This is a genomic window from Bacillus sp. IS1 (genome assembly GCF_032461585.1).
In the GTDB taxonomy this organism is placed as follows: domain Bacteria; phylum Bacillota; class Bacilli; order Bacillales; family Bacillaceae; genus Bacillus; species Bacillus velezensis.
The window spans coordinates 14591-40727 of sequence record NZ_JAWCWR010000007.1 but is presented as its reverse complement, the minus strand read 5'-3'; the positions used below and the strand labels follow the sequence as shown (position 1 = coordinate 40727).

The following is a 26137-nucleotide window of genomic DNA, read 5'->3' as shown; positions in this document are numbered from 1 at the left end:
TATTACTTTCGTCATATGTTTAGTGATAAAAAGGGAGAGAGGAGGGTGAAGCGGGGTTATACCAATTTTTGCAAATATAAAGTAAGCTCGGTTCTGTTTGACACTTCAAGTTTATCGAGGATTCTGGATACATAGTTTTTCACAGTGCCTTCAGTCAGAAATAAGTCTGCGGCAATGCGTTTATTGCTTTTGCCTTCCATAATGTGTTTCGCCACATCAAGCTCTCTCGGCGTGAGAATCTCCGTCAGCTTTGACTGCGGCTCTTCCTGCACCGCAGGGATCTCCATATTGTTCAGCGCTTTTACGACGGAAACCGTGATTTTGGGATTCAGCATCATCTTCCCTTCATAAACGGCTTGAAGGGAGGCGATAATTTCATCTGAATCAGCATCCTTCAAGAGATAGCCGTCGGCTCCGCTTTTCAGCCCGGCAAAAATATAGTGATCATCTTCAAACGTTGTCAGAATGATGACTTTTACGGACGGATATCGCGCTTTTACCGCTTTTGTCGTTTCGATTCCGTCCATACCGGGCATTCTGATATCCATCAAAATCACATCAGTTTCGGTTTGAGAAAGCAGCCGGAGAACCTCTTCGCCGCAAGAAGCCTCTCCCGATATTTGAATTCCTTCGTGAAGACTCAGAATCATTTTCAGCCCCTCTCTCACAATGGACTGGTCGTCTGCAATCATGACATTCACTTGATTATTCCTCCTTGCATGGAATCCTTATTTTCACGTCAAAACCTGTTTCCTTCCCAGACGAGAAAACAGCCTCTCCGCCAAGTGCGGCTGCTCTTTTCTCAATTCCTTTCAGACCATTTGATTTTATGATCGTTCCGCAGGCTGAGCCGTTATTATGAATATGCGCCAATATCATGTTTCGGTTTTTTTGAATCCGGACAGAAACATATGAAGCATGTCCATGCTTTATCGCATTCGTAATCGTTTCCTGAACGGATTGATAAAGACAATGCTTCACATCCGGCTGTTCCGCTTCTATGGCCGCGTCCATCTCCAGCTCGAAGCGTATGCCTCCCGCCTCTTGAAAATGGCTGAAAATGTCACGGAGCTCTTGCTCAAATCCCCGCCCCGGCAAAGAGCCCTGCAGCAGCATAACGGCCTGGCGAAGCTTTAAAATGGATTCTTTCGTAAGATCATGCGCCTTATGAATGATCTGCTTCACTTTGTCCGGCTGATGCCCGGCTGTCTTCCCGGCAAATTCCAAATTCATTTTCAGAGCAGCCAGATAATGACCGAGAGAATCATGCAGCTCCTGCGCAATTCTTGTTCTTTCTTTCGTAACGGCCAGTTCCTCAATTCGGTCTGAATATTCCTTCAGTGTATCATTAGCGATCTTCAGCTCTCGGTTCAGCAATTCAACCTTTGACTTCTCCTGCAGGTTTTTCCGATATAAATAAATCACCGCAAACATGATGAAGTATGGCGGCACGATATCACTGACACCCGCTCCGCCGGCGTATAAAGCTGCGGCAAATGCGGCGGCATTCATCGTTAACAAAACAGCCGAAATCTGCTTATCAGTAATAAGCACCTCCGCCAATAAAAGCACCATTACGGCCTGTGTCCCCACACTATAGACATTGTACAAAAGAACTCCCGCCATAACGCTGCTCAGGAGAAAAGAGACTTGATATATAGCCGGCCTTCTCTTCATATACAGCGGCCGCAGGCAGTCATTAGCCGTCAGCATCATCACGAGCACAGACAAAAAAACCTTCAGCTCCCCCCGGCCGGGAGGAAGCTGAAGAATCGCATGAAAGATTGATAGTAATGCAAAACCCCTGATCAGTAACTTCGTATGTGCAATCTTCATCGTATTCTCCTTACAAATGAGCGGCGGCTTTCCGCTCCACGTTCAGCACATCATACAGCTCATCAAGCGAATGAATTTCATACGTCGGGATGATTCCGGACTCATTTGCTTTCTTTCCGGGATTAAACCAGCACGTATCAATTCCCGCCATCTGACCGCCTTTTATGTCCGCGCTCAGTGAATCGCCGATAATAAGCCCGCCCTCGGCAGAAAAACCGGGAATTCTCGCAAACACGTAATCAAAGTATTCCTTCATCGGCTTTTGAAAACCCGTGTCCTCAGATACAAACACATCTTTAAAGAACGGATACAGACCGGAGTCGCCCAGCCGCTTATATTGTGATCTTGAGACGCCGTTCGTCACGATGTATAAATCAAATAAAGGACTCAGCCGTTCAATCAGCTCATAAGCTCCGTCTATCATCTGGTGCCCTTCTTCTAAGTATTGGCGGTACGCCTGATTCAACAGCACGCCGTCGGCTTCGAGGCCGTATTCTTTAAACAAAAGGGCAAACCGTGTATTCACCACTTCATCGCGGGTCATTTCCCCCTCTTCAAACGCTTTCCACAGCCCCTGATTTAACGCTTTATAACGGGCTTCCACCTCTGCCGTCAGCTCCAGCTTTGAACCTTGAAACAATTTTTGAAGAGCATCGGTTTCTGAAGCGGTAAAATCCAGCAGCGTATTGTCTATATCAAATAATAACGTACGGTAATGACTCATCGATGTTTCCCCCGGTTCTGCTTTTTTTAACCAGTATACCACTCGCGGACAAGCCGAAAAAGACACCCCTGTAAGAGAGGTGTCTTTTTGAATTATACAGCGTCTTCTATTTTCGATTTTTCACCAGGCATGCGCTTGCCGATACCGAACGCATAATAGCTGACCGTCACAATCGCCAGGAAAATCACCCCGACAACCAAAGAAATCCGCGTATCTTTGTTAAACCACATGCCGATCAATACCATGAGTAAGAAAGCGATCGTCAAATAGTTTGTAAACGGCGCAAAAGGCATCTTAAACGGATGCTTATCAAGCTCAGCGCCCTTCGCTCTTCTGAAACCGAGATGGCTGATTAAAATGACGAACCACGGAATCATTCCCGGCAGCACACTCGCGCTGTACACATAGACAAAAACTTTCGGAGGCGCGATGTAGTTCAGCACGACACCGATCACAAGTCCGATTAATACCGCAAGCGTACCGAATATCGGCACACCGCTCGAAGAAACTTTCTTAAAGAATTTCGGGGCCTGTCCGTTCACGCCCAATGTATAAAGCATGCGTCCCGCACTGAAAATCCCGCTGTTGCATCCGGACATCGCAGCGGTAATCACAACAAAGTTAATCAAACCGGCCGCCGCCGTAATCCCGACTTTCGCAAATGTCGAAACAAACGGACTGCCGAGTGAGTGAAGCTCATTCCACGGATATACGGTAACGATGACGAAAATCGCACCGATGTAGAAAATTAAAATCCGCCAAATAATACTCTGAATCGCGCTTCGCAGCGTTTTTTGCGGGTCCTTCGCTTCTCCTGCCGTAATTCCGATCAGCTCGACCCCTTGATAGGCCGCAACAACCAAAGACAAAGCAAAGAAAAATCCTGAAAAACCATTTGTAAAGAAACCGCCGTGCGACCATAAATTAGATAATCCGATCGCATGCCCTCCGTTACCGAAACCGAAGAAAATAATCCCGATTCCGGCCACAATCATCAGAATAATGGTGACGATTTTGATCATGGCAAACCAAAATTCAAACTCACCGAAAGATTTTACCGAAATTAAATTCGCCGCACCGAGAATGGCCATGGCGATAATGCCGGGAATCCATGCCGGCAGATCAGGAAACCAATATTTCATATACGAACCGACGGCGATAATTTCAGACATCCCGACGATCACCCATTGAAACCAGTTGCTCCACGCCGTCATATAGCCGGCTAACGGATGTATATACTTATGGCCGAACGTCGCAAACGACCCTGTACTCGGCTCTACATAGAGCATTTCGCCCATCGCACGCATGATAAAAAAGATAAAGATACCTGAGATCGCATAAGCCAGCAGGACAGACGGCCCGGTCCATCCGATCGTGCTGGATGACCCCATGAATAAACCGACACCGATCGTGCCGCCCAGCGCAATCATCTGTATATGACGCGCGCCTAAGCCTCTCTTTAATTCTTTGTTTGCCACTTCGCTTCCTCCTCTTAACAGCTCTGATATATGTGAAATAATGAAGCAGAAGGTGCACCTGTTGAACCTAACTCACTCTTCATTTCCCGCAATATTAGAAATATTCTATCTTTCTATTGTTATATAATCTCCAATTTCCTTATTCCATCATAATAAATTTTCGTGGAAAATACAATTGTTTTTTTCAGGTAAACACCTTGCACCCTAAACCAACAGACTAAAAATAAAGCGCTTTCATTTTTATTGAATTATGAATATTGAGATAATAAATGCCGCAGCCTCCGAGAAACAGGATGTCCCTGGAGAAACATGTTCCGCCCCCTATTCAATATTATTTTTGCTAAGCAGAATGGCGTAAAGTCTTACTCTCTTCCATTCTCCCTTGTATACGCCATAATCCTGCTTAACCGGCAAAAATCATACATTAATCGATAAATGCCTCATTCAGCCGCAGCAAAAGCCGGCCGAACATTTCTTTTTCATCGCCTGACCAATCGTCAAGCATATGTCGGTATCGATCAAGACGCATCTTTTTATCAGCTTTTAACCTCTGTTTGCCAAGCTTCGTAATCGCAAACAGACTGACCCGCCCGTCAGAAGGATCGGAAAAACGCTGGATCAGCTCTTTCGACTCCAAGGCCGCGGCCTGGCGTGACAATGTGGAAATATCCAGCTTAAAAGATTCGGCTAATTCCTTTACACGCGCCGGTCCGAATTCATCCAGCTGCCGTAATAACAAATACGCAGCCCTTTCCAGATGTCCGATTTTACGGTCGGAGTTATCAAGATAAACAGCTCTCCTGATAAAAGTGGTGAGCTCATATTCAATTAATTCAATCGGATCTTGTTTTGACAACAGCCTCACTCCTTACAATTGACAACAGCAATATTAGTTGTATAATACAAACATATGCACATTTACTCAGAAAACATATAGAAAGATTTTGCATACATATATTTGTATAGTACAAATATATGCGCAAAAAGTAAAGAAACATATCGAAGCATCAAGAAAGGGGGAAGCTGCTCTTCTCCAAAGAACAGCATTGTCGTGAAAGTCATACGCATCATCTTGCAAATCATTATTTTATTCGCATTTTCCTTTATCGGGGGAGCCGTTCAGCAGTTCTTTCACCTGCCCATTCCCGGAAGTATCATCGGTTTGATCCTGCTGATCATATGTTTATCGGTTAAGATTATTCCCGTCAAAATGATTGAAGACGGAGCCGGATTTTTGCTGTCTTTTCTTCCGCTGTTATTCATTCCGGCCATGACGGGCGTCATCAATTACCCGTCACTGTTTTCCGCCAGCGGGGCTGCTCTGTTTCTGATCATCGTGCTGAGCACCATCGTCACAATGATCGCCGCAGGGTACGCCAGCCAGCTGTTAGAGCACAAAGCCAATCAGAGAAAGGAGAAAAAGAAGTGCAGCAAACATGTATCGCAATCCTTATAATTTTGTTCACGGCCGCCGCCTATCTGGCTATGGTGAAATTATATGTGCGCTTTCCATATCCCTTTCTCATACCGGTTTTGACGACTACGATTTTCATCATCGCCGTGCTGCTTGTTTTTCATATTTCGTATAAAGACTATATGATCGGCGGCCAATGGATCAATTCACTGCTCGGCCCCGCCGTGGTGGCTTTGGCATACCCGCTTTATAAGCAGCGCCGGGTGTTAATCAAGTATATGTTTCCGATCATCGGCGGCGTGTTGGCCGGTTTATTCTCCGGAATGGTCAGCGGCTTGCTATTTGCAGAGCTGTTCGGCATCAGCCGGAGTTTGATTTTGTCAATTATCCCAAAATCAATTACGACGCCTGTCGCCATACAGATTGCGTCCGGTATCGGCGGTGTCCCTTCCATGACAGTCGTGTTCGTGATGATCGCAGGGTTTTCCGGCGTTATCTTAGGACCGCTGCTTCTCAAGTGGATCCGCATCCGCAGCTCACTCGGGAAAGGAATTGCATTCGGGAGCGCTTCCCATGCGCTCGGCACCTCAAAAGCAATGGAGTACGGAGAATTAACGGTCTCCATGAGTTCTGTTTCCATGACGCTCTGCGCCGTGTTAGGGTCGGTCTTCGGCCCCGTCGTAGCATGGATGTTTCAAATTTAAAGCTGACGGTTCTCCGTCAGCTTTTTTCATGTGCGGATCATCTCATTTCCTTCCATTATTATGTTTCATTTGTAAGAATAATGGTAAAGTAGAAAACAAGGAGGGATTTAATGATGACTGGAGCAATTCCGCAAAAGAAACTGCTGGATGGGACAAGCATTCCCGCGATCGGCTTCGGTACATACGCTCTTAATGGAAACAATGGCGTTCATGCCATTACCAGCGCCATTGATATCGGCTACCGTCTGATTGACACCGCTTATAACTATGAAAATGAAGGGACGGTCGGAGAAGCCATCCGCAGAAGCTCTGTTCCGAGAGAACAGCTATACGTGACGTCCAAGCTGCCCGGACGCTACCATGACTATGACAAAGCTGTACAAACCATCCAAGAATCTTTATACCGCGCCGGTCTGGACTACTATGACCTGTATCTCGTCCATTGGCCGAATCCGAAACAAGACCGTTACACGGAAGCATGGCAGGCACTGATTGATGCGAAAAAATGGGGCCTGATCCGATCCATCGGCGTCTGCAATTTCCTGCCTGAGCATATCGAACGGCTCGAACGTGAAACCGGCGTAAAGCCAGGCATCAACCAAATAGAACTGCATCCCGCTTTTAATCAGCAGCAGCAGCGCCAATGGCACGAAGAACAGGGCATCGTGACAGAATCATGGAGTCCGTTATCCCGCGCCGGTGAAGTATTGAACGATCAAAAACTCGGACGGATTGCGGACAAATACGGCAAAACCATTTCTCAGGTCATTTTACGCTGGCATATCCAGCTGGGCGCCATCCCGATTCCAAAATCAGCATCGCCCGAGCGCCAGCTTGAAAACATCTCCGTTTTTGATTTCTCTCTTGATGAAAACGACATGAACATCATCGACTCGCTTACCCGCCCCGACGGACGCATAAACGGCCAAGACCCGGCGGAGTATGAGGAGTTTTAAGAAAACACATAAAGAAAAGCTGACGGCATCATTCGTCAGCTTTTTTCTCAATTTATATACGCACACCCAGCTCCCGTTTCCATTCAGAAAGCCAACCTGTATCTCCAGATCCGTATTGCCTGCTTTGGCCGACATCACGCAGAGATCCGTTTTTATACTCAATGGACAGCACCAAATCAGGAATGGCATCATAACCCGTTCTCGCAAGCTTCGTGAGCCCCTGTCCGTAATGGGCAGCCGCTTCTGCCGCCGTATGTCTCAGCAAAGGATCGTGCTGCAGCGCTTCCTTATAGACGTCTAAAAGGTCACGGCCGTCTTCTGTGACGTACTTTCCGTCCACGATCTGCAAGTCTTTCAGATGATAGCCGGTCACCTCATACATTTCCCGAACGACTTGATATTTCTCATATGTTTCCGGCGTAAACTGCGAGGAGTCATCACTCCGGCTGCGAATGATGTGCGCAAACAGCTCTTTGCTGTTTTCCCCGGAGTTTAAGACGGCTTCAATCTGCTGAGTGAGCTCTTTATCGTCAGTCCCGCTCACTTTTAACAGATAATCAATCGGTGATATCGTAAATGTAAGATTCGCACCCTCCGGAATCTGAATATGATTCCGATGAAAAAGCATATCTATCTGCTGATTCACCTGCGCCCGCTGAAACACCCTTTCATTTTCGACTTGAATCTCTCCGTTGAGCGTTTCACCCCGAAACGCCGCATCACGGAAATCATAGCTCTGGGCTTTTCCCTTAAACAGCCATTCCGTTTCGTTATGATAAGCGGCCTGACGCTCTGATTCTGATAAATCACTCCTGAAATAAGGTGAATCGGCACGCTGGTATTTGTCCTTAATATAACGCAAAGGATCTGATTTTCGTTTATTGATTTCATTGATACGGCTGTATTTCTCATCAAGAATCTTGCTCGCAATATCACTCTCAGACTCATACGGATTATCAGCGTCTATTACCGTCTCATTCCCATTATCCGTAATCGTTTTCTGATTTGCAGATTGATATAAACGGGACAGGCTGCTCCCTTTCTCAGTGACACCGCTCCTTGAATAATTCATCTGGCTCAGATCGCGGGTCCCGCTTGCCTGAATCAATAAGCTGTCCGGCCCTTTTGCCGCATCTTTCCCATTTGTTTTGGAAGAATACCGCTGAAGCACTTGCTGAGCCATTATTTGATTTTTTATATAACGAGCGTTTAGGCGCATGTTTTTAACCTCCGCTTGAGATGATGTTCTAGTGTTTGTATCGGCTGTTTTCCAGTTGATTTTAACCTAAAATAACAAATGTTTACATCATGAGGGTTTTTATGTATGATGTAGTCAAAAAGGGGGATTTTTCCATGAAAAAGTATGTATCTATGCTATTTGTCAGTGCAATCGTATTATCAGGCGTATTGATTGCACCTTCAGCCTCAGCCTCTGCGTCTCAAAAGAACTCATCACAAATAAGCGCTATTACAGGAAATCACTCATTTGAAACTGCCAATCCAGTAGGCTACTGGAAATATAAAAATATTGATACTGCCATATTGCCGGAAGGGGAAAAAGAATCGTACTTCACTTTCACGGCAAATAAGGGAGAAAGACTCTATGTCAGGAGCTCAACAAGAAGTGAATACAAGGGAATGAGCATTGAAATTTATAATAAAAACAAAGTGCTGATCAGTAAAGGCACAGAAGTGATAAACCCTGATACGCCGCTTCCTTTTATCTATGCCATTACAGATGCGAAAGAAAACAACGAGACGTTCTACGTGAAAGTGTCCCGCGGCTCATACACTGACGATATATACTTTACACTCTCCATTTACGATCGAATCAAAACCGGAAGCGAGACCTTCTCATTCAGCGGCACGGCTGAAAATAAAGGAAATACAAACCTCAGTCCGAATGGATCAGATTCAACCGTTCTCAGGCTCGACTTAACCAAACAAACAAGCATTCCAAAAGACGCCATAGTGAAAAGAATCAGTACCGCCGCGACTCAAACACCAAGCCAAGGAAACACAAGACACTGCATAATGTCTGAAGAAAATAAAGTGTGGCACCGCGCACTCGCAAACAGCTCCACTCAAGGAAATTACGGTATCACACTGGATGATAACCTCTCAGTCTCAAGCATCTGGAATTTTAAATACAACACACTTGCAACAGCAAAATCGACTATGAAAAATGTGAAATTGAAGATTGATTATGAGTACGATGTGACATCACAGTATTAATTAGAAGAACAGCCGCCCATTATGCGAGCGGCTGTCTGCTTGAAGTTTAAGTGAATTTATGAGCCCGTTCCTTGTCTTATCCTGTTGTAAATTCTTTTTTATGATAGATAGCCGCGGCAATGAAAAATGAAATGATATATAAGATAACGCCGATCATGAGATATATAATCGGAACATATAAAGAAGGATTTATGTGCAAAAATGACAGCGGTACTTGTTCTGCTGCATACCCAACAACACTTTGCAATCCAAAGGTAGCAAAAAGTCCCCCCATTGCACCTCCAATCACGATAGCATCGGATTTTTCCGGGCCTATCATGTAGAGAAGAGGATAAACGATTGCACCGGCAAAGAGAACGATGAACGTTCCAAAAGAGACAATATTCAATATGCCGTCAATTGGTTCATCAGAACCCAGGCTGTATACAAGGAAAATACCATAAGATATTACAGCTCCGATCACAACAATCAAAAGATAAAAGACATAGTGACTTTGAACAATATTTGTTCTGCTGACCGGTAAAGTCAGGACATACCTGTCATAGCCAGACTTGCTCTCATACTTTATAACCTCAAGTGCGGGCATGACGACAAACAAAATAATCAGCATAGCAACAAAACGATGCATTGAAGCATCCCCAAAATAAAAAATGACTGCTGATACCAATATGGCCAACCCCGTGTATGCAAAGAAACTTCGATAAACCAAGTAATAGTTAGTCAGTAACAGACCTCTCAATGTTTTCACTCCTCGTTAAAAAGACGCTGATTTCTTCTATGGAAATGGTGTTGGCCGTTACGCCATTTGGCAATTTCTGTCGATCCGATACAAGCACACTCCAATAAGATCCATGATTCCTTTTTGCTAGAACGATATCTTCGTCAAGCTCAGCCAATTGGCCTTCATCAACGTCTATAACAGTATAGCTTTCAAGAACCTTGTCTTTCTCTTCATTTAATAAAATTTCGCCATCTTTCATCATAATGATATGGCTGGCTATCTTCTCGACATCAGTCATAATGTGCGATGAAAGTAAAATACCGCCGTTGCTTTTACTCACAAAGCTTTTTAATTCATTTAACAGAGCATCTCTTGAAGAGGGATCAAGCCCTCCCGTTGCTTCATCCAGGAGTAATAATTTTGCATTATGCGACAAAGCAACAGCTACTGATAACTTCATTGACATGCCGCGCGAGAATGTATTTACTTTTTTGTCCATAGGTAAAGAGAAAGATTGAACCAACCGATAAAAATTGTCTTGGTCCCAAGCACCGAATAGTTTTTTAAATACATGATTCAGCTGTTTTATCGTAAGATGCGCGGGCAGATTCATCGCATCAAATACGACCCCAATATCTTCTTTGAACTTTATATGTTTATCCAGATTCTCCTCACCAAAGATTTTCACTTTACCTCTATCTTGAGAGATTAACCCTAATATCGTTTTAAATGTTGTTGATTTGCCTGCGCCGTTATCACCGATAAAACCGACAATGGATCCGGCAGGCACATTGAATGTGACATCTTTTAAAACAGCTTTATGACCAAAAGATTTGCTGATGTTTCTGATTTCTAAAAGGTTTGACATCATTCCACTCCTATCATTGTTGTCAGGACTTTTTTAAGAATTGAACCGGATTATTGCAAAAATGTTGTTATTTTCATATCTAGTCGAGGTATTCATAATGGATCAGGAGTCGGCAAATACAAAAGAGATTTTAAAGTCTTTTTTAATCATAATGTGGATGTGTAATCGATTGATTACGGTTATATAATGGAATATTCATGATGAAAATTGCTGGAGGTGATTACTTTCCGATGAGGCATGCACAAAACGATTTACTAATGATTACATTTATGGATGTTAACCGGAATGCATCTCGTATTATAAAGCAGGTGTTATTCCTTTTCAATATATAAAAGGGGATTTCTTTACAATCGCAAAGAGTATGATTTCTCATTTCCGCATTAAAAAACCCCTCTGGCTAATAACCAAAGGGGTTAAATATATTATTCCACCGTAACACTCTTCGCAAGGTTGCGCGGTTTATCAACGTCACAGCCGCGGTGCAGTGCAGCGTAGTAAGCGATCAGCTGCAATGGCACAACAGAAACCAGCGGAGCAAGCGCAGGGTTGACTTCCGGCAGGATGAATCTGTCGTCTGCGTCTTCTAAGCCTTTCAGCGAGATGATGCAAGTGTTGGCGCCGCGGGCTGCGACTTCCTTCACATTACCGCGGATGCTCAGGTTGACGTGTTCTTGTGTCGCAAGCGCAAAGACCGGTGTTCCTTCTTCAATCAGAGCGATTGTTCCATGCTTCAGCTCGCCGCCGGCGAAGCCTTCCGCCTGGATGTAAGAAATCTCTTTCAGCTTCAGGGCGCCTTCGACACAAACGAAGTAGTCAAGGCCGCGGCCGATGAAGAAAGCGTTTCTTGAAACAGTCAGGTACTCACGCGCGATCATTTCCATTTCGTCCTTCTGGTCGCAGAGGGCTTCCATGGCGTTTGCCGCGATACCTAATTCTTTGACTAAATCAAAACCGATATCAACGCCGTTGCGTTCTGCTGCAACGGATGCAAGGATCGCGAGGACGGCAATCTGAGCCGTATACGCTTTTGTTGATGCAACCGCGATCTCAGGGCCTGCGTGCAGAAGCAATGTGTAATCCGCTTCACGGGAAAGCGTTGATCCCGGAACGTTTGTAATCGTCAGCGCTTTGTGACCCAGCGCTTTGACTTGAACAAGCACGGCGCGGCTGTCCGCTGTTTCTCCGCTTTGAGAAAGGAAGATAAAGAGCGGCTTCTTAGACAGAAGCGGCATGTTGTAAGAGAATTCACTCGCTACATGCACTTCAACCGGTACGTTTGCCCACATTTCAATATATTGTTTCCCGACAAGACCAGCGTGGTAGCTCGTTCCGCAAGCCACGATATAAATGCGGTCCGCTTCCGCTACGGCGTCAGCGACATCGCCGGCCACGGCCAGTCTGCCGTTTTCGTCCTGATACGTTTGGATGATTTTGCGCATGACAAGCGGCTGCTCATCCGTTTCTTTTAACATGTAGTGAGGGTATGTGCCTTTTTCGATATCACTGGCGTCAAGCTCAGCGATATAAGACGCACGTGTCATGACTTCACCGTCAAGGTTTTTAATCACGGCTTCGTCTTTTGTCACGATCACCATTTCTTTGTCCAAAAGCTCAACGTATTCATTCGTTACTTGAAGCATAGCCATTGCGTCAGATGCCACGACGTTAAACGTATCTCCAAGGCCGATTAACAGAGGGCTTTTGTTTTTTGCAACGTAAATGGTGTCTGTGTTTTCACCGTCAAATAATGCAATTGCGTAAGAGCCTTTTAACAGAGTCAGTGTTTTGCGGAACGCTTCTTCTGTGCTGAGTCCTCCCGCCACAAATTGCTCGATCATTTGAACGACTACTTCAGTGTCCGTGTCGCTTTTCAGTTCAACGTTTTCAAGATATTCGCGCTTCAGCTGAACATAGTTCTCGATCACACCGTTGTGAACAAGTGTAAAGCGGCCGAGTGCGCTTTGATGCGGGTGAGCGTTCAGGAAGCTTGGTTCGCCGTGAGTCGCCCAGCGTGTATGGCCGATTCCCGCTTGAGATTCAACCGTGTGATCCACCACTTCACGAAGGTCGGCGATGCGGCCTTTTTCTTTGTACACATGCACGCCCTGCTCATTCGCCACAGCGATACCGGCAGAGTCATAACCGCGGTACTCAAGCTTCTCTAATCCTTTTAACAAAATCTCTTTCGCATCAAGCTGACCGATGTAACCTACAATTCCACACATATTTTCTTCCTCCTAAAGGTGCAAAAGGAGACGAAGAAAGTCAAATTACAAGGGGACTTTCAATCGTCCCCTCCCACATGTTTTTTTGGAAGATCATGTGATTTCTCTTTGTTCGGAGAGTCGCCCCTCCGGTTTGAAGAAATCCTTACGGCTGTGATCTAAATGAATCAGCCGGGAGGCATCCGCCGAAAATTCGATAACCTCCATCCTCGTCAACTAAGCCGTTTTTCGGGCGCTTAGTTCGGGCGCTGTAATTATAAAAGATGCAAACAATCCCGCCTTTCCTGCAAGCGAAAAACAAAGGCTGAACAAGCTTGATTTTACAGCATGTGCCAAGGACGGTCAATTATTTTTTGCCGCCCCGGCATCATGTTTACTACCATATTATGCTGATCGCACTTGTCTTGTTCGCTCTCTGCTTATAAACTTCGCTACTCCGCTCCCATTTCTGTCCGCACGACATCCACGATTTTTGTGACATATTCGTCACAAAGCTCTTTTGTTCTCGCTTCGGCCATCACGCGGACGAGCGGTTCGGTGCCTGACGGGCGCACTAAAATCCGGCCGTCTCCGTTCATTTCTTTTTCCACTTCAGAAATAACGGCCTTCACCTTAGCGTTTTCTTCTACCTTATATTTATCCGTCACTTTCACATTCACTAAGAGCTGCGGGAATTTTTTCATTTCATCCGCAAGTTCTGAAAGGGTTTTGCCGGACGCCTTCAGCGTATTCACAAGCATGATCGCGGACAAAAGACCGTCGCCGGTAGTGTTGTAATCAAGAAAAATAAGGTGCCCTGACTGCTCGCCGCCGACATTATAGCCGTCTTTTTTCATCGCTTCTACGACATAGCGGTCGCCGACTGCCGTTTGAACGCTTTTGATTTCTTCTTTTTCAAGCGCTTTGTAGAAACCGAGGTTGCTCATCACGGTCGATACGACGGTATCATCCTTCAGACGGCCCTCTGATTTCAAATACTTCGCGCATATGTACATGATTTGATCACCGTCGACGATGTTTCCTTTTTCATCAACGGCAATGAGGCGGTCGCCGTCTCCGTCAAACGCAAGGCCGATATCGGCGTTTTTTTCTTTGACGAAAGCACTCAGCGCTTCCGGGTGTGTAGAACCGACGCCATCATTAATGTTTAATCCGTTCGGAGACGTCCCCATTGTAGATACGTCAGCATCGAGATCGGCAAAAAGGTGCGTCGCAATGGAAGATGTCGCACCATGGGCGCAGTCAAGCGCTACATGAATGCCTGTGAAATCTTCGTCCGCCGTCTGCTTTAAAAATTGCAGATACTTTTGAACGCCTTCAAAATAATCGTTCACAAGCCCGAGGTCCGCGCCTGTCGGTCTCGGCAGCTTATCTTCCGGTTCATCCATGAGACGTTCAATCTCGGCCTCCTGCTCATCAGAAAGCTTAAAGCCGTCCCCTCCGAAAAATTTAATTCCGTTATCCTGTACGGGGTTGTGAGAAGCGGAGATCATGACGCCCGCCTCAGCATCCATGGCTTTCGTTAAATAGGATACCCCCGGCGTAGAAATAACGCCGAGGCGCATCACTTCAGCTCCGATCGATAAAAGTCCGGCGACAAGGGCTCCCTCCAGCATATGTCCGGAGATACGTGTATCACGGCCGATCAGCACTTTCGGGCGCTGCTTATCTTTGGTCAGGACATAACCGCCAAAACGCCCAACTTTAAAGGCCAGCTCTGGCGTAAGCTCGCTGTTGGCAACACCTCTTACACCATCTGTTCCAAAATACTTGCCCATTTTGTATCGCTCCTTTTTCATTCTGTTGAAGAAGAATCAGCACTTGATCCGTCTTCATCCTGGTCTTGATTTTGATCCTGGTTTTGACTTTTATTCTGATCGCTGTCAGTGTCGTCTTCCCGGTTCTTGTTCTTGTCTTTGTCTGCGTCTCCGCTTGTGCCGTTCTTATTGCCGGAATCAGCGGAACCGCCGTTATTTTTATTTGAACTTGTGTTTTTCTTAGAAGTCAGCTTGATCTTAACCGTGTCTTTTGACAGGGACCATGTGACGTTTTGCGGGCCGTTTACTTCAAGCTTTACAGAGTGCTCTCCGTCATCCAAGTCCGAGACATTGGCATACAGTTCAATGTCTGACTTTTTCAGCGCCTTAATGTTGGCGGGAGAGCCTTTGGCCGTAATATTTATCGCCTGCGATTCAGGATCGAGGAACTCAATCTGCTGTGAGCCTCCCAGTCCGACCGTCTTGATTCCGACATTGTCAAAATCCTTTTTGTCTTCACTGTCCACTTTAACATGAAGCGTGATTTTTTCCGGTGATACCTTGGTGACACCCTTAGGAAGCGGGATATCGGCATTGATATCGGTATCTTTATCAATTTTGCCTAAATCAAGAGATACGCCGTCAATAAATTCAAGTGAATCCAGCACATCCTGCGGGCCGTAAACCGTCACCTCACTCGGATTCGAGTCAATGCTCGCAACGCTCACCCCGCCCGGAAGACTTCCCTTCCTTTCGATTTTGAAAGGAAGCTTTTTGCTCGGACTGGCTACGGGAACTGTCACTTTAATGACTGACGGTTCAACATCAACAGGAAGTGCGTTGCCGTCTTTGTCATAGACGGTCACCTTCACTTCCTTTTCAATGGTCTCATTTGCATTTTCAAGGTTCACGGATGCTTTGACAAGTGAAATGTTATCAATCACATTTTTCGAACCTGTAATCTGCACGTTTTTCGGGCTGATAATCGGCTGCTGAGGGGTGTATCCCTTTTTCATTTTGCTTTTATTGTAGTATTCAACTTCCACGGGAAAACTCTCAGCCGTTTTTTCCTGAATCGTAACCGTCGTGACTGACGGGTTAATGGAGATCGTCAGTCCGTCCGATACGTTTTTCGCCTTCAATTCGACCTTATGAGTCCCGGTCTTCAGCTTATTCATATCGGCGTATATCTCAAAATTCTTCGTCTGTCTCGCCTTTTTCACCGCACTTGTCGAGCCTTTAATCGTGACATTTACGGTCTGGGGCACGCCGGTGACGACATAGTTCGCTTCATCATAGTATGCTTTTACAGGAATATCAGTAAGCGTAGCCTCGTCAGTCGTTGATGTCGGAAAAAAGGATTCCCCCGGCTTTTTCGGAGTCGGCGCCTGGTTGTTGTTAACCGCAACGTAAAGCAGCAGCGCAAAGAGCAATGCAATGATCTTTACAGCCCAGCGGTTGTTTAAGAATTTATCCATTTTTCTTGCCCCTCCAGTACCAGCGGTTAGAAGAAGTATCTCTGGCGTTCTTCTTAAACTCGGCTTCAAGCATTTCTTTCAGTGCTTCTTCCGTCAATTCTCTGTGAAGGTCTCCGTTTTTGGCCACACTGATGGCGCCCGTCTCTTCAGATACAATAATGGTTAAGCTGTCCGTCACTTCACTGATGCCGACAGCCGCTCTGTGACGCGTCCCCAGCTCCTTTGAAATAAACGGGCTTTCAGAAAGCGGCAGATAACAGGCAGCCGCCGCAATCTCGTTATTTTTCATAATGACCGCTCCATCATGCAGCGGTGTATTCGGGATGAAGATATTAATCAAAAGCTCCGAGCTGACCTGCGCATTAAGCGGGATGCCCGTCTCAATATAATCGCCCATTCCCGTATCGCGCTCAATCGCGATGAGTGCGCCGATGCGGCGTTTCGCCATGTAGCTGATCGATTTTGTAATCGCTTCAATTGTCTTATGCTGCGCTTCCTCCACGGGGGTTCCGCTCCTGGAAAAGAACCGGCCCCGTCCGAGCTGTTCAAGCGCCCGTCTCAGCTCAGGCTGGAATATAATGATGATCGCTAAAAATCCCCATGTTATCGCTTGGTCCATCAGCCACTGAAGCGTGCTGAGTCCCAAATATGAACTGGCCATCCGGACCAATACGATGACGACGATTCCTTTTAAAAGCTGAACCGCCTTCGTCCCGCGTATGACCATGATTAATTTATATATCACATACCAAACAAGGAGAATATCAACGGCATTGCCGAGGTATTGCAAAAATGGGATGTCCTCAAAAGCCATTTCCTCGTCCTCCAAGAATTCAGTCATTTCGTTTTTCTGTTATGAATTGTGCTGCATGAGCAATATGTACATCATATAGCGTGCTCATTATACCACATTTTGATTTCTCAAGTGAAATGAGCCAGCGCGGCGATGCACAAAAAAGAGTAAAGCGATTATACGCTTTACTCATCTTCATTCGGGTCCAAAGCGCTCACGACGCCCTGGCCCGCCGATTTCAGTTCGTACCAGACCCAGTCAAACAATTGGTTAATCTCTTCAATCTGCCCGGTGACTTGTCCGGCTGAGGCCATGTATTTTTCTCCGTTGACGACGGTCACATTGCCGTCGACTTTTCCTTCAATGAACAGCTTGCCGTTTTTTACTGTGACATCGCCCTTTACGGTCTCGCCTTCAGGGACGGTGACCGTGTGATTCTGCACGACAAGGTTCGGCTGTTTGGACACACTGAAATTGTGGTCATTATGCCAGCTGTTGAAAAAACCGCCGCCCATTAAAATCACAAAAACCGCTGCGGCTGCAATCATCGGATGAGTTTTGATCCATCGTTTTACAGAAGCGCGTTTTTTCTCTTTTGGAAGATTCGCCATAACTTTGGCAGTAAAATCAGCAGGGGCCGTGACATGCGATGTGCTTCGGACGAGTGCTACGGATTTCTCCATTTCATGAAAATGCCGTTTGCAATTCCCGCATGACTGCAAATGTTGTTTTAATACGTTTTCATCTTCAGGAAGGATATCTCCATCAAGATGCTTATGCATAAGCTGCACGATCTGTTCAGGACAGCTCATTTCATCACCCCACTTAAAGATCCCTCAATTGTTTTCTAAGAGCCTCTCTGCCTCTGTGTATCCTTGTCTTGACGGTGCCGACAGGGATATTCAGAATCTCCCCGATTTCAATTAAAGAGAGTTCGTCAATATACTTTAATACAATAACCGTTCTGTACTTGTCAGGCAGCTTTAAAATCTTTTTCTGAATTGTGTCCGACAGCTCCAATGACAATACGGCGTCTTCAGGGAGAACCCCGTCCGCGGCGATCTGCGAATACATCGTCAGCCCTTCTGCTCCCGCTACTTCTGCGTCCAGATAGTAATCAGGCTTTTTCTTGCGGATGCGGTCAATGGTCAGGTTGGTCGCAATTCTGTAAAGCCAAGTTGAAAACTTTCTGTTGATATCGAAACTGTCGATATTGACATAAGCTCTGATAAAAGCTTCCTGCGCAATATCTTCCGCTTCGTGAACATTGCCGAGCATGCGGTAGCAAAGCTGGTAAATCTTATCTTTATAAAGGTCAACGATTTCTGCAAACGCATTTTGATCGCCTTTTTTGACTTGCTTGATTCTTTTTTTAATCAGGTTTTCCATGTTTTATCTTACCTCTGCCCTTCACCGGTCTGTATCTATACGTTGATTGTTTTAAAAGGTTTCATTTTTTTATTACATTTATTTTACCAAATTTCAGGCAGGGTGTAGATGGAAAATACAGAATATACTGCCTTAACAGCAGCTTAAAAATAGTATATCTGATGAACAATCAGAAATCGAAACAAAATGCTGATAAAAAAAGACACCTTTATGCAAAAGGTGTCTGAGACTGGGCTAGCTGGATTCGAACCAACGCATGACGGAGTCAAAGTCCGTTGCCTTACCGCTTGGCTATAGCCCAAAAATGGTGGAGGGGGGCAGATTCGAACTGCCGAACCCTGAGGGAGCGGATTTACAGTCCGCCGCGTTTAGCCACTTCGCTACCCCTCCGTATTTTTTTGAAAAACAGTGCCGGCCAGAGGACTTGAACCCCCAACCTACTGATTACAAGTCAGTTGCTCTACCAATTGAGCTAGGCCGGCAAATATGGTGGAGGATGACGGGCTCGAACCGCCGACCCTCTGCTTGTAAGGCAGATGCTCTCCCAGCTGAGCTAATCCTCCATATGACCCGTACGGGATTCGAACCCGTGTTACCGCCGTGAAAGGGCGGTGTCTTAACCGCTTGACCAACGGGCCGTTGTGTCCGCGTCGAGCTGACAAAAGTTATTATATACAGGTTGTACCCCATTTGTAAAGAGAAAAATTATTTTTTTTATTTTCAAACTTTTTTACCCGTTTTTTAACTGAAAAACTCATCCCTCCTCTCTTATTTCATTTATGATGAAAGTATCAAAATATTGAAGGGAATGGACACAGATGATCTTAGTCAGCTCTTGTCTCGGCGGTATCGAATGCAGGTATAACGGTTCTCACGCCGCTTCGAAAAAAATCCGCAGACTCGTAGAAGAAAAGAAAGCTGTTATGGTCTGCCCCGAACTATTGGGCGGCTTCACCACTCCCCGCGAACCGGCGGAAATCATCGGCGGCACGGGCGAAGACGTGCTGAACGGAACGGCAAAAATCGTAACGGCATCAGGCGAAGACGTTACGGCTTTATATATGGACGGCGCGGAAAAAACGTTAGCATACGCAAAAGAAATAGGCGCCGCCACGGTCATCCTTAAAGAAAACAGCCCGTCCTGCGGCAGCAGCTTTATCTATGACGGCACTTTCTCAGGAAAAAAAATACTCGGAGACGGCATCACTTCCGCTCTTTTAAAACGGGCAGGCTGCCGTGTTCTATCAGAAGATGAATTGGATCAATTATAAAAAAGGAGAGTAGATATCATGGATGTAGCCCTGTCCTTTTATAAACCGGAGCATGCAGACGGGCTTAACGGGTTTGTGCTGAGTGAAGAAGATAAAAAGTTCACAGCTCTGCCGATAGATGTACTGCCGCAGGCTCTTGTCATCCGGGATCGCTACCCGACAGTCATTTTAAAAGAAGACCGCCCCGTCGGTTTTTTTATTTTACATACCTCAAAAGAAACCATTGCCCCGTATTCGAACAATGTGTCTGCCATTTTGCTGAGTGCGCTGTCCTTACATGCGCCGCATCAGGGAAAAGGTTATGCCAAACAAGCGATGCTGCAGCTCCCCGCTTTTGTCGCAAATTACTTTCCTTGGTGTGATGAAATCGTGCTTGCTGTAAACCATCGCAATCATCGCGCAAAGAACCTGTACCGGTCTTCCGGTTTTATTGATAAAGGGCGGCGCAGGATCGGCCCGATCGGTGAACAGCATATTCTGCATCATTTTTTGTGAAAGCGCTTGATTATTCATCTCATCCCTGCCGATTTTTCTTGAAACATCTATTCAGAAGCCCATATACTTCAAGTATTAACGACTTGGGAGGGTACAATCATGACAGACCGGCTTAACATTCACAGATTGACCACAGAAACCAGAAATCCGCAGACCGCTTCAATCCATCAAGCAGACACAATGAAAATTCTCCGCATCATTAACCAAGAGGATTTCAAAGTGGCTGAAGCCGTTCAGCAGGTGCTGCCCGATATTCAGATTGCCGTTCAATTCGCCCATCAGTCCTTACGGCGAAACGGCAGGCTGATTTATGCGGGAGCGGGCACAAGCGGCAGGCTCGGTGTACTGGATGCGGTTGAATGCCCGCCTACATACAGCGTAAGTCCCGACACCGTCATCGGTCTGATGGCCGGAGGGGCAGACGCCTTTTTGCAAGCGGCTGAAGGTATAGAAGACAGCGAGGAAACCGGCGCTCTCGATCTCAAAACGATCGGGCTTACCGCAGAAGACACCGTGATCGCCATCGCGGCAAGCGGGCGCACGCCGTATGCGGCCGGTGCGCTGAAATACGCAAAAACAATCGGCGCCAAAACCGTCGCGCTCACATGCAATAAACACTCATTGATCAGCACTTATGCCGATCACAGCATTGAAGTCGTCGTCGGCCCCGAAGTGATTACAGGGTCAACACGAATGAAAGCGGCGACGGCACATAAAATGATTCTGAACATGATTTCCACGGCCGTGATGATCAAAAGCGGCAAAGTGTACGAAAATTTAATGGTGGACGTTCATGTCAGCAACGAAAAATTGAAAGAACGCGCAATCGGCATTATCCAAAGCATCACGGGCGTTCCGTACGACAAGGCAAAAGAAACGCTTGAGGCCGCAGGCAGCCATGTCAAAACGGCAATCGTCATGCTGAAGACGAATTCGGACGAAACACACGCGAAGGCACTGCTCAAAGAATCAGACGGCTTCATTGACAAAGCCATTGAACAGCACGTTTCAAAAGAAAAAGAACGCTGATCGTTCTTTGGTGGAAATAATGTGTTTTTACGAGCCCGCGCCGTTTTCATGATCGGCGCAGGCGCTTTTAGGACGCGTTTCAGGCACAGCTCCCCGGGAAAAATCGTACGGACAAAGGAGGATCTCCATGAGCAAAGAGGCATTTTATCAGTCACTGGCCAAAGATATCCTGGACAATTGCGGCGGTTCATCGAATATTTCAGGCTTTACCCACTGTATGACACGCCTGAGGATTACACCTTTAGATCAGGACAAAACGGATATTGAAGCGCTGAAACGGCTTGACGGGGTAATAGGCGTCGTCGAAGCCGAAACACTGCAGATCATCCTTGGCACGGGTGTCGTCAATCATGTCGCCGACGCTTTCGCAAAACTTATGTCATCCGGAAAAAACATTGATTTAAAAGAAGCCGCCTCACGGAAAAAAGCCGATCTCAACAGAAAAAACACCACACCCATCACACTGTTTCTGAGAAAAATATCAAGCATCTTCATCCCCCTTATTCCCGCACTCATTGCATCAGGTTTAATCACCGGTATTACGAAAGCCGTCATTCAGGCCGGCTGGCTCCCGAAAGAATCCCAAATCGCACTTATTTTAACGGTTATCGGTTCAGGCTTATTCGCTTACCTCGGCGTCCTTGTCGGCATCAACACGGCGAAGGAATTCGGCGGGACTCCCGCGATGGGCGGCCTTGCGGGCATATTGATCCTTAACCCTGAGATTGCCAATATCAGTTTGTTCGGAGAGAATCTGCTCCCGGGCAGGGGAGGATTAATCGGCGTTCTTTTCGCTGCGGTTTTTATCGCTTATACCGAACGGTTTATCAGAAAGTACGTCCATCAATCCATCGACATTATCGTCACGCCTACATTGTCTTTACTTATCACCGGGCTGGTGACATATGTCGTGTTTATCCCTGCAGGCGGTTTTATTTCTGATCTGATTACAACAGGTTTATTGTCACTGCTGAATGTCGGGGGAGTGCTCTCAGGGTTTGTACTGGGAGCCGCCTTCCTGCCGCTTGTCGTCACCGGCCTGCATCAAGGCTTGACCCCCGTACATTTGGAATTAATCCGATCAATCGGAGATGACCCGCTTCTTCCGATTCTCGCGATGGGAGGCGCGGGTCAAGTAGGGGCGGCCTTCGCAATCTTTATGAAAACAAAAAAAGCCTCATTGAAAAGAGCGATCGGCGGCGGACTTCCATCCGGTCTGCTCGGAATCGGAGAGCCGCTCATCTTCGGCGTCACGCTCCCGCTCGGCCGGCCGTTTTTGACGGCGTGTTTAGGGGCGGGAATCGGCGGCGCCTTTCAAGCCCATTTTCAGGTGGCTACTTTTTCAATCGGTGTCTCCGGCCTTCCGCTCTCGTTTCTCGTACAGCCGGCTCAAATCGTTTTGTATATCATCGGTCTCTTCATCTCTTACGCGGCGGGCTTTGTCTTCACTTATGCGTTCGGATTTAAGGATGACATGGCTGCTGAATTTGACTAAACCGGGAGGGATCAGAATATGAAAACACTGACAGCCGCCATACTCACGATGGTCATCAGCCTCTCTTTCCTGCCGCAGCACAAAGCCGAAGCCCAATCCAAATTATACGACGCAGCAAAGCTCAGAAAGGTTGATCAAATGATTGAAAAAGACATCGCAGCAGGATTCCCCGGAGCCGTCCTCGTCGTCGTAAAGGACGGACGGGTGATCAAAAAGAAAGCATACGGCTACAGCAAAAAATATGACGGGAACACCCTTTTATCCCGTCCGAAAAAAATGAAAACATCAACCATGTTTGATCTAGCTTCCAATACAAAAATGTACGCGGCCAATTTTGCATTACAGCGACTCGTCAGCCAGGGAAAGCTTGATGTGTATCAAAAAGTCTCGGCTTACCTTCCTGATTTCAAAGACAGAAAAAGCGATCCGATTCAAGAAAAAGACCGCATTCGCGTCATCGATGTGCTCCAGCACCAATCCGGTCTGCCGGCAAGCTTTTATTTCTATCAGCCGGACACCGCAGGCCCTTTGTATTCACAAGAACGGGAGAAAACGATCCGTTTTCTCACCCAAATCCCGCTTGAATACAAACCTGGAACAAAACACGTATACAGCGATATCGGTTACATGCTTCTCGGCTGCATCATTGAAAACATAACCGGAAAAACCCTTGATGCCTATGCGGAACAAGAACTGTACAAACCGCTGAAACTGACGCACACACTGTTCAACCCGCTGCAAAAAGGCTTTAAAGAAAAAGCATTCGCAGCTACTGAACATTTAGGCAACACACGTGACGGAGTCATCCATTTCCCTCACATCAGGACGTATACGCTGCAGGGGGAAGTTCACGATGAAAAAGCATTTTACTCAATGGGAGGGGTGTCCGGTCACGCCGGGCTGTTTTCCAGAGCTGATGATATGGCCGTCCTTCTTCAAGTCATGCTGAACGGCGGCAGTTATAAACACGTTTCTCTCTTCAATAAAAGAACGGCCGATTTGTTCACAACGGCGGCATCCTCTGATCCGACTTTCGCTCTCGGCTGGCGGAAAAACGGCAGCCCGGATATGGAGTGGATGTTCGGCCCTTATGCAAGCAGGCAGGCATATGGCCATACGGGATGGACCGGCACCGTCACGATTATTGATCCTGCTTATAAGCTGGGGATCGCACTTTTGACCAATAAAAAGCATTCCCCCGTCGTCAGCCCCGGTGAAAACCCGAATGTTTTTGAAGGGGATCATTTCCCGACCGGAAGCTACGGCAGCGTCATAAAAACGATTTATGAAGCCATTGAATGACAACCCATGTCTTTTGTCCAAACTATGACGGCAGGAGGGCACCATCATGAAACTTGTCATCTCAGCTGTATTACTGTTGTTCATTGTTTTCGGCACGCATCATGCATCGACAAAACCGGACATTCCGTCACAGGCGGAACAAGCGGTATCCCGTATGACATTAGATGAGAAATTAGGGCAGATGCTCATGCCTGATTTTCGCAATTGGCAAAAAAAGGGGCAGTCATCACCTGAGGCTCTTACCCAAATGAATGACGAAGTCGCAGGGCTTATTCAAAAGTACCGGTTCGGCGGTGTTATCTTATTTGCAGAAAATGTGAAAAACACTGAGCAAACGGTACGCCTGACAGATGCCTTTCAAAAGGCGAGCCCTGACATTCCGCTATTATTAAGCATTGATCAGGAGGGCGGCATCGTAACTAGACTTGGTGAAGGCACTCATTTCCCAGGCAATATGGCGCTCGGAGCCGCTAGAAAAACAGCCTACGCGTCCCAGACCGGCGCCATTATCGGGAAAGAACTGAAAGCACTGGGCATTAATACGAATTTCGCTCCCGTTCTCGATATCAATAATAATCCCGGAAACCCTGTCATCGGCGTCAGGTCGTTCAGTTCAGACCGAGATCTGACAGCTTCACTCGGTCTTGCCTCAATGAAGGCTCAGCAAAAGCAGGATGTCGCTGCCGCCGTCAAACATTTCCCGGGACACGGCGACACGGATGTCGACAGCCACTACGGCCTTCCGCTTGTCACCCACAATCAAGAAAGGCTGCGTCAGATTGAACTTTATCCGTTCCGGAAGGCCATTCAGGCCGGAGCTGATATGATCATGACAGCCCATGTGCAATTTCCCGCTTTTGACGATACAACCTATAAAAGCAAGCTGGACGGTTCAGACATCCTCGTACCCGCCACACTCTCGAAAAAAGTGATGACTCATCTTCTCCGTGAGGAAATGGGATTTAACGGCGTCATCGTTACGGATGCATTAAATATGAAAGCCATAGCCGATCATTTCGGCCAAGAAGAGGCGGTCGTCATGGCAGTAAAAGCAGGAGTCGATATTGCCCTGATGCCGGCCCAAGTGACATCACTGCAAACGGAAAACCGCTTTGCCCGGGTTCATTCCGCTTTAAAAAAGGCGGTACAAAAAGGGGAAATTCCGCTTCAGCAAATTAACAAATCGGTGAAACGCATCATTTCCCTGAAAATAAAAAGAGGGATATATCCCGCACCGAAAGAGACAAATCTGAAAAAGAAGATTTCAAAAGCAAAGAAAACCGTCGGCAGCAAAAATCACCTGAAAGCTGAAAAACAAATCGCGGAAAGGTCCGTCACCGTCTTACAAAACAAAAACCGCACGCTCCCATTCAAACCGAAAAAGAACAGCCGCGTTCTCATTGCCGCTCCTTATGAAGATCAAACAGCGTCAATGGAACAAACCATTCGGCAGCTCATCAAGAAGAAAAAAATCCGGCCGGTAACCATCAGTAAAATGAACTTCGCCGAGCGCACTTTTCATGATGAGCACAAAAAGCTGATATCCGACGCGGATTACGTGATTACAGGCTCCTATGTCGTGAAAAATGACCCTGTCGTAAACGACGGCGTGATTGATGATTCCGTCACAGATCCCGGCAAGTGGACGACTGCATTTCCGCGGGCCGTCATGAAAGCCGCACAATCAAACCAAAAACCCTTTGTGCTGATGAGCCTGCGTAATCCATATGACGCTGCGAACTTTGAAGAAGCTGAAGCCCTTATCGCAGTCTACGGCTTTAAAGGATATACAGACGGACAATTTCTCCAGCCAAACATTCCGGCAGGCATTGAAGCGATATTCGGACAGACAAAACCGCAAGGCAGGCTGCCCGCTGACATTCCTTCCGTCACTCATCCGGGAACGACACTCTATCCTTATGGTTTCGGTATCAATCTGAAGACCGGAAAACCGCTTTAAACAGGAG

Annotated in this window: 24 protein-coding genes and 5 tRNA genes; 10 read left to right on the top strand and 19 right to left on the bottom strand. The window is 46.6% G+C overall.

The features are described 5' to 3' along the window. Positions 1-56 precede the first annotated feature (56 nt). From RUW00_RS19450 to RUW00_RS19430, 5 genes are all read right to left on the bottom strand, one after another. Positions 57-701 (bottom strand): response regulator, encoded by a 645-nt coding sequence (locus RUW00_RS19450; protein ID WP_053285458.1) that lies wholly within the window; start codon positions 699-701, stop codon positions 57-59. A gap of 4 nt (positions 702-705) precedes the next feature. Continuing rightward, positions 706-1836: a sensor histidine kinase gene (locus RUW00_RS19445; RefSeq protein WP_240680126.1), complete on the bottom strand. Its 1131-nt coding sequence runs from the start codon at positions 1834-1836 to the stop codon at positions 706-708. Positions 1837-1846: 10 nt separating this feature from the next. Then, complete coding sequence (locus tag RUW00_RS19440; protein ID WP_021495325.1) at positions 1847-2560, bottom strand: YjjG family noncanonical pyrimidine nucleotidase; 714 nt, start codon at positions 2558-2560, stop codon at positions 1847-1849. Between the two features lie 92 nt (positions 2561-2652). Then, the gene (locus RUW00_RS19435) at positions 2653-4038 is read right to left on the bottom strand and encodes an amino acid permease (protein WP_022552512.1); all 1386 of its coding nucleotides are present in this window, start codon (positions 4036-4038) and stop codon (positions 2653-2655) included. A 424-nt stretch (positions 4039-4462) separates the two neighbouring features. Next, a complete protein-coding gene (locus tag RUW00_RS19430; protein WP_014416787.1) occupies positions 4463-4894 on the bottom strand; it encodes a MarR family winged helix-turn-helix transcriptional regulator in 432 nt (143 codons plus the stop codon). Positions 4895-5089: 195 nt separating this feature from the next. Here RUW00_RS19430 and RUW00_RS19425 point away from each other — a divergent pair, with 195 nt between their 5' ends. From RUW00_RS19425 to RUW00_RS19415, 3 genes are all read left to right on the top strand, one after another. Beyond that, positions 5090-5494, top strand: coding sequence for a CidA/LrgA family holin-like protein (locus RUW00_RS19425; RefSeq protein ID WP_003156751.1), 405 nt, complete (start codon positions 5090-5092; stop codon positions 5492-5494). Then, positions 5464-6156: an LrgB family protein gene (locus tag RUW00_RS19420; protein ID WP_029974786.1), complete on the top strand. Its 693-nt coding sequence runs from the start codon at positions 5464-5466 to the stop codon at positions 6154-6156. The genes RUW00_RS19425 and RUW00_RS19420 overlap by 31 nt, the downstream gene beginning before the upstream one ends. Positions 6157-6266: 110 nt before the next feature. Beyond that, on the top strand, positions 6267-7112 hold the full coding sequence (locus RUW00_RS19415) for an aldo/keto reductase (protein ID WP_280144818.1): 846 nt from the start codon (positions 6267-6269) through the stop codon (positions 7110-7112). Positions 7113-7164: 52 nt separating this feature from the next. On the opposite strand, the gene RUW00_RS19410 is transcribed toward RUW00_RS19415, so the two are convergent. Further along, positions 7165-8331, bottom strand: coding sequence for a DUF4885 family protein (locus RUW00_RS19410; RefSeq protein WP_280144817.1), 1167 nt, complete (start codon positions 8329-8331; stop codon positions 7165-7167). Positions 8332-8465: 134 nt separating this feature from the next. Here RUW00_RS19410 and RUW00_RS19405 point away from each other — a divergent pair, with 134 nt between their 5' ends. Further along, a complete protein-coding gene (locus tag RUW00_RS19405) occupies positions 8466-9347 on the top strand; it encodes a hypothetical protein (protein ID WP_280144816.1) in 882 nt (293 codons plus the stop codon). A gap of 76 nt (positions 9348-9423) precedes the next feature. Here RUW00_RS19405 and RUW00_RS19400 read toward each other — a convergent pair whose 3' ends face one another. The 13 genes from RUW00_RS19400 to RUW00_RS19340 form a co-directional block, all read right to left on the bottom strand. Beyond that, positions 9424-10086: an ABC-2 transporter permease gene (locus RUW00_RS19400; RefSeq protein WP_014416781.1), complete on the bottom strand. Its 663-nt coding sequence runs from the start codon at positions 10084-10086 to the stop codon at positions 9424-9426. Then, positions 10064-10936 carry an ABC transporter ATP-binding protein gene (locus tag RUW00_RS19395; RefSeq protein WP_280144815.1) on the bottom strand — a complete coding sequence of 291 codons (873 nt, stop codon included), beginning with the start codon at positions 10934-10936 and terminating at the stop codon, positions 10064-10066. Before RUW00_RS19395 ends, RUW00_RS19400 begins: the two co-directional genes overlap by 23 nt. A gap of 422 nt (positions 10937-11358) precedes the next feature. Next, positions 11359-13161, bottom strand: a complete 1803-nt coding sequence (gene glmS, locus RUW00_RS19390; RefSeq protein ID WP_003156758.1) for a glutamine--fructose-6-phosphate transaminase (isomerizing) — start codon at positions 13159-13161, stop codon at positions 11359-11361. Positions 13162-13592: 431 nt separating this feature from the next. Further along, on the bottom strand, positions 13593-14939 hold the full coding sequence (gene glmM, locus RUW00_RS19385; RefSeq protein ID WP_007408011.1) for a phosphoglucosamine mutase: 1347 nt from the start codon (positions 14937-14939) through the stop codon (positions 13593-13595). A 17-nt stretch (positions 14940-14956) separates the two neighbouring features. Beyond that, a complete protein-coding gene (gene cdaR, locus RUW00_RS19380; protein ID WP_280144814.1) occupies positions 14957-16396 on the bottom strand; it encodes a CdaA regulatory protein CdaR in 1440 nt (479 codons plus the stop codon). Then, complete coding sequence (cdaA, locus tag RUW00_RS19375; protein WP_003156763.1) at positions 16389-17210, bottom strand: diadenylate cyclase CdaA; 822 nt, start codon at positions 17208-17210, stop codon at positions 16389-16391. Before cdaA ends, cdaR begins: the two co-directional genes overlap by 8 nt. 164 nt (positions 17211-17374) lie before the next feature. Further along, positions 17375-18001 carry an anti-sigma-W factor RsiW gene (gene rsiW, locus RUW00_RS19370; RefSeq protein WP_003156765.1) on the bottom strand — a complete coding sequence of 209 codons (627 nt, stop codon included), beginning with the start codon at positions 17999-18001 and terminating at the stop codon, positions 17375-17377. Positions 18002-18014: 13 nt separating this feature from the next. Further along, positions 18015-18578 (bottom strand): RNA polymerase sigma factor SigW, encoded by a 564-nt coding sequence (gene sigW, locus RUW00_RS19365; RefSeq protein ID WP_003156766.1) that lies wholly within the window; start codon positions 18576-18578, stop codon positions 18015-18017. A gap of 229 nt (positions 18579-18807) precedes the next feature. Further along, positions 18808-18879, bottom strand: a tRNA-Gln gene (locus RUW00_RS19360). A 4-nt stretch (positions 18880-18883) separates the two neighbouring features. Then, a tRNA-Tyr gene (locus RUW00_RS19355) sits at positions 18884-18968 on the bottom strand. Positions 18969-18987: 19 nt separating this feature from the next. Beyond that, a tRNA-Thr gene (locus RUW00_RS19350) sits at positions 18988-19060 on the bottom strand. Positions 19061-19065: 5 nt separating this feature from the next. After that, positions 19066-19141, bottom strand: a tRNA-Val gene (locus RUW00_RS19345). Positions 19142-19144: 3 nt separating this feature from the next. Beyond that, a tRNA-Glu gene (locus RUW00_RS19340) sits at positions 19145-19216 on the bottom strand. 180 nt (positions 19217-19396) lie between these two features. Here RUW00_RS19340 and RUW00_RS19335 point away from each other — a divergent pair. The 6 genes from RUW00_RS19335 (at position 19397) to RUW00_RS19310 (ending at position 26130) form a co-directional block, all read left to right on the top strand. Further along, on the top strand, positions 19397-19849 hold the full coding sequence (locus RUW00_RS19335) for a 2-thiouracil desulfurase family protein (protein ID WP_315956740.1): 453 nt from the start codon (positions 19397-19399) through the stop codon (positions 19847-19849). 18 nt (positions 19850-19867) lie between these two features. Beyond that, on the top strand, positions 19868-20344 hold the full coding sequence (locus RUW00_RS19330; RefSeq protein WP_007408015.1) for a GNAT family N-acetyltransferase: 477 nt from the start codon (positions 19868-19870) through the stop codon (positions 20342-20344). A 99-nt stretch (positions 20345-20443) separates the two neighbouring features. Then, positions 20444-21373, top strand: a complete 930-nt coding sequence (murQ, locus tag RUW00_RS19325) for an N-acetylmuramic acid 6-phosphate etherase (RefSeq protein ID WP_029974810.1) — start codon at positions 20444-20446, stop codon at positions 21371-21373. 127 nt (positions 21374-21500) lie between these two features. Then, the gene (locus RUW00_RS19320; protein ID WP_280144812.1) at positions 21501-22868 is read left to right on the top strand and encodes a PTS transporter subunit EIIC; all 1368 of its coding nucleotides are present in this window, start codon (positions 21501-21503) and stop codon (positions 22866-22868) included. 18 nt (positions 22869-22886) lie between these two features. Then, a complete protein-coding gene (gene pbp4b / locus RUW00_RS19315) occupies positions 22887-24170 on the top strand; it encodes a penicillin binding protein PBP4B (RefSeq protein ID WP_280144811.1) in 1284 nt (427 codons plus the stop codon). Positions 24171-24216: 46 nt separating this feature from the next. Beyond that, positions 24217-26130, top strand: coding sequence for a glycoside hydrolase family 3 protein (locus RUW00_RS19310; RefSeq protein WP_022552500.1), 1914 nt, complete (start codon positions 24217-24219; stop codon positions 26128-26130). Positions 26131-26137 lie beyond the last annotated feature (7 nt).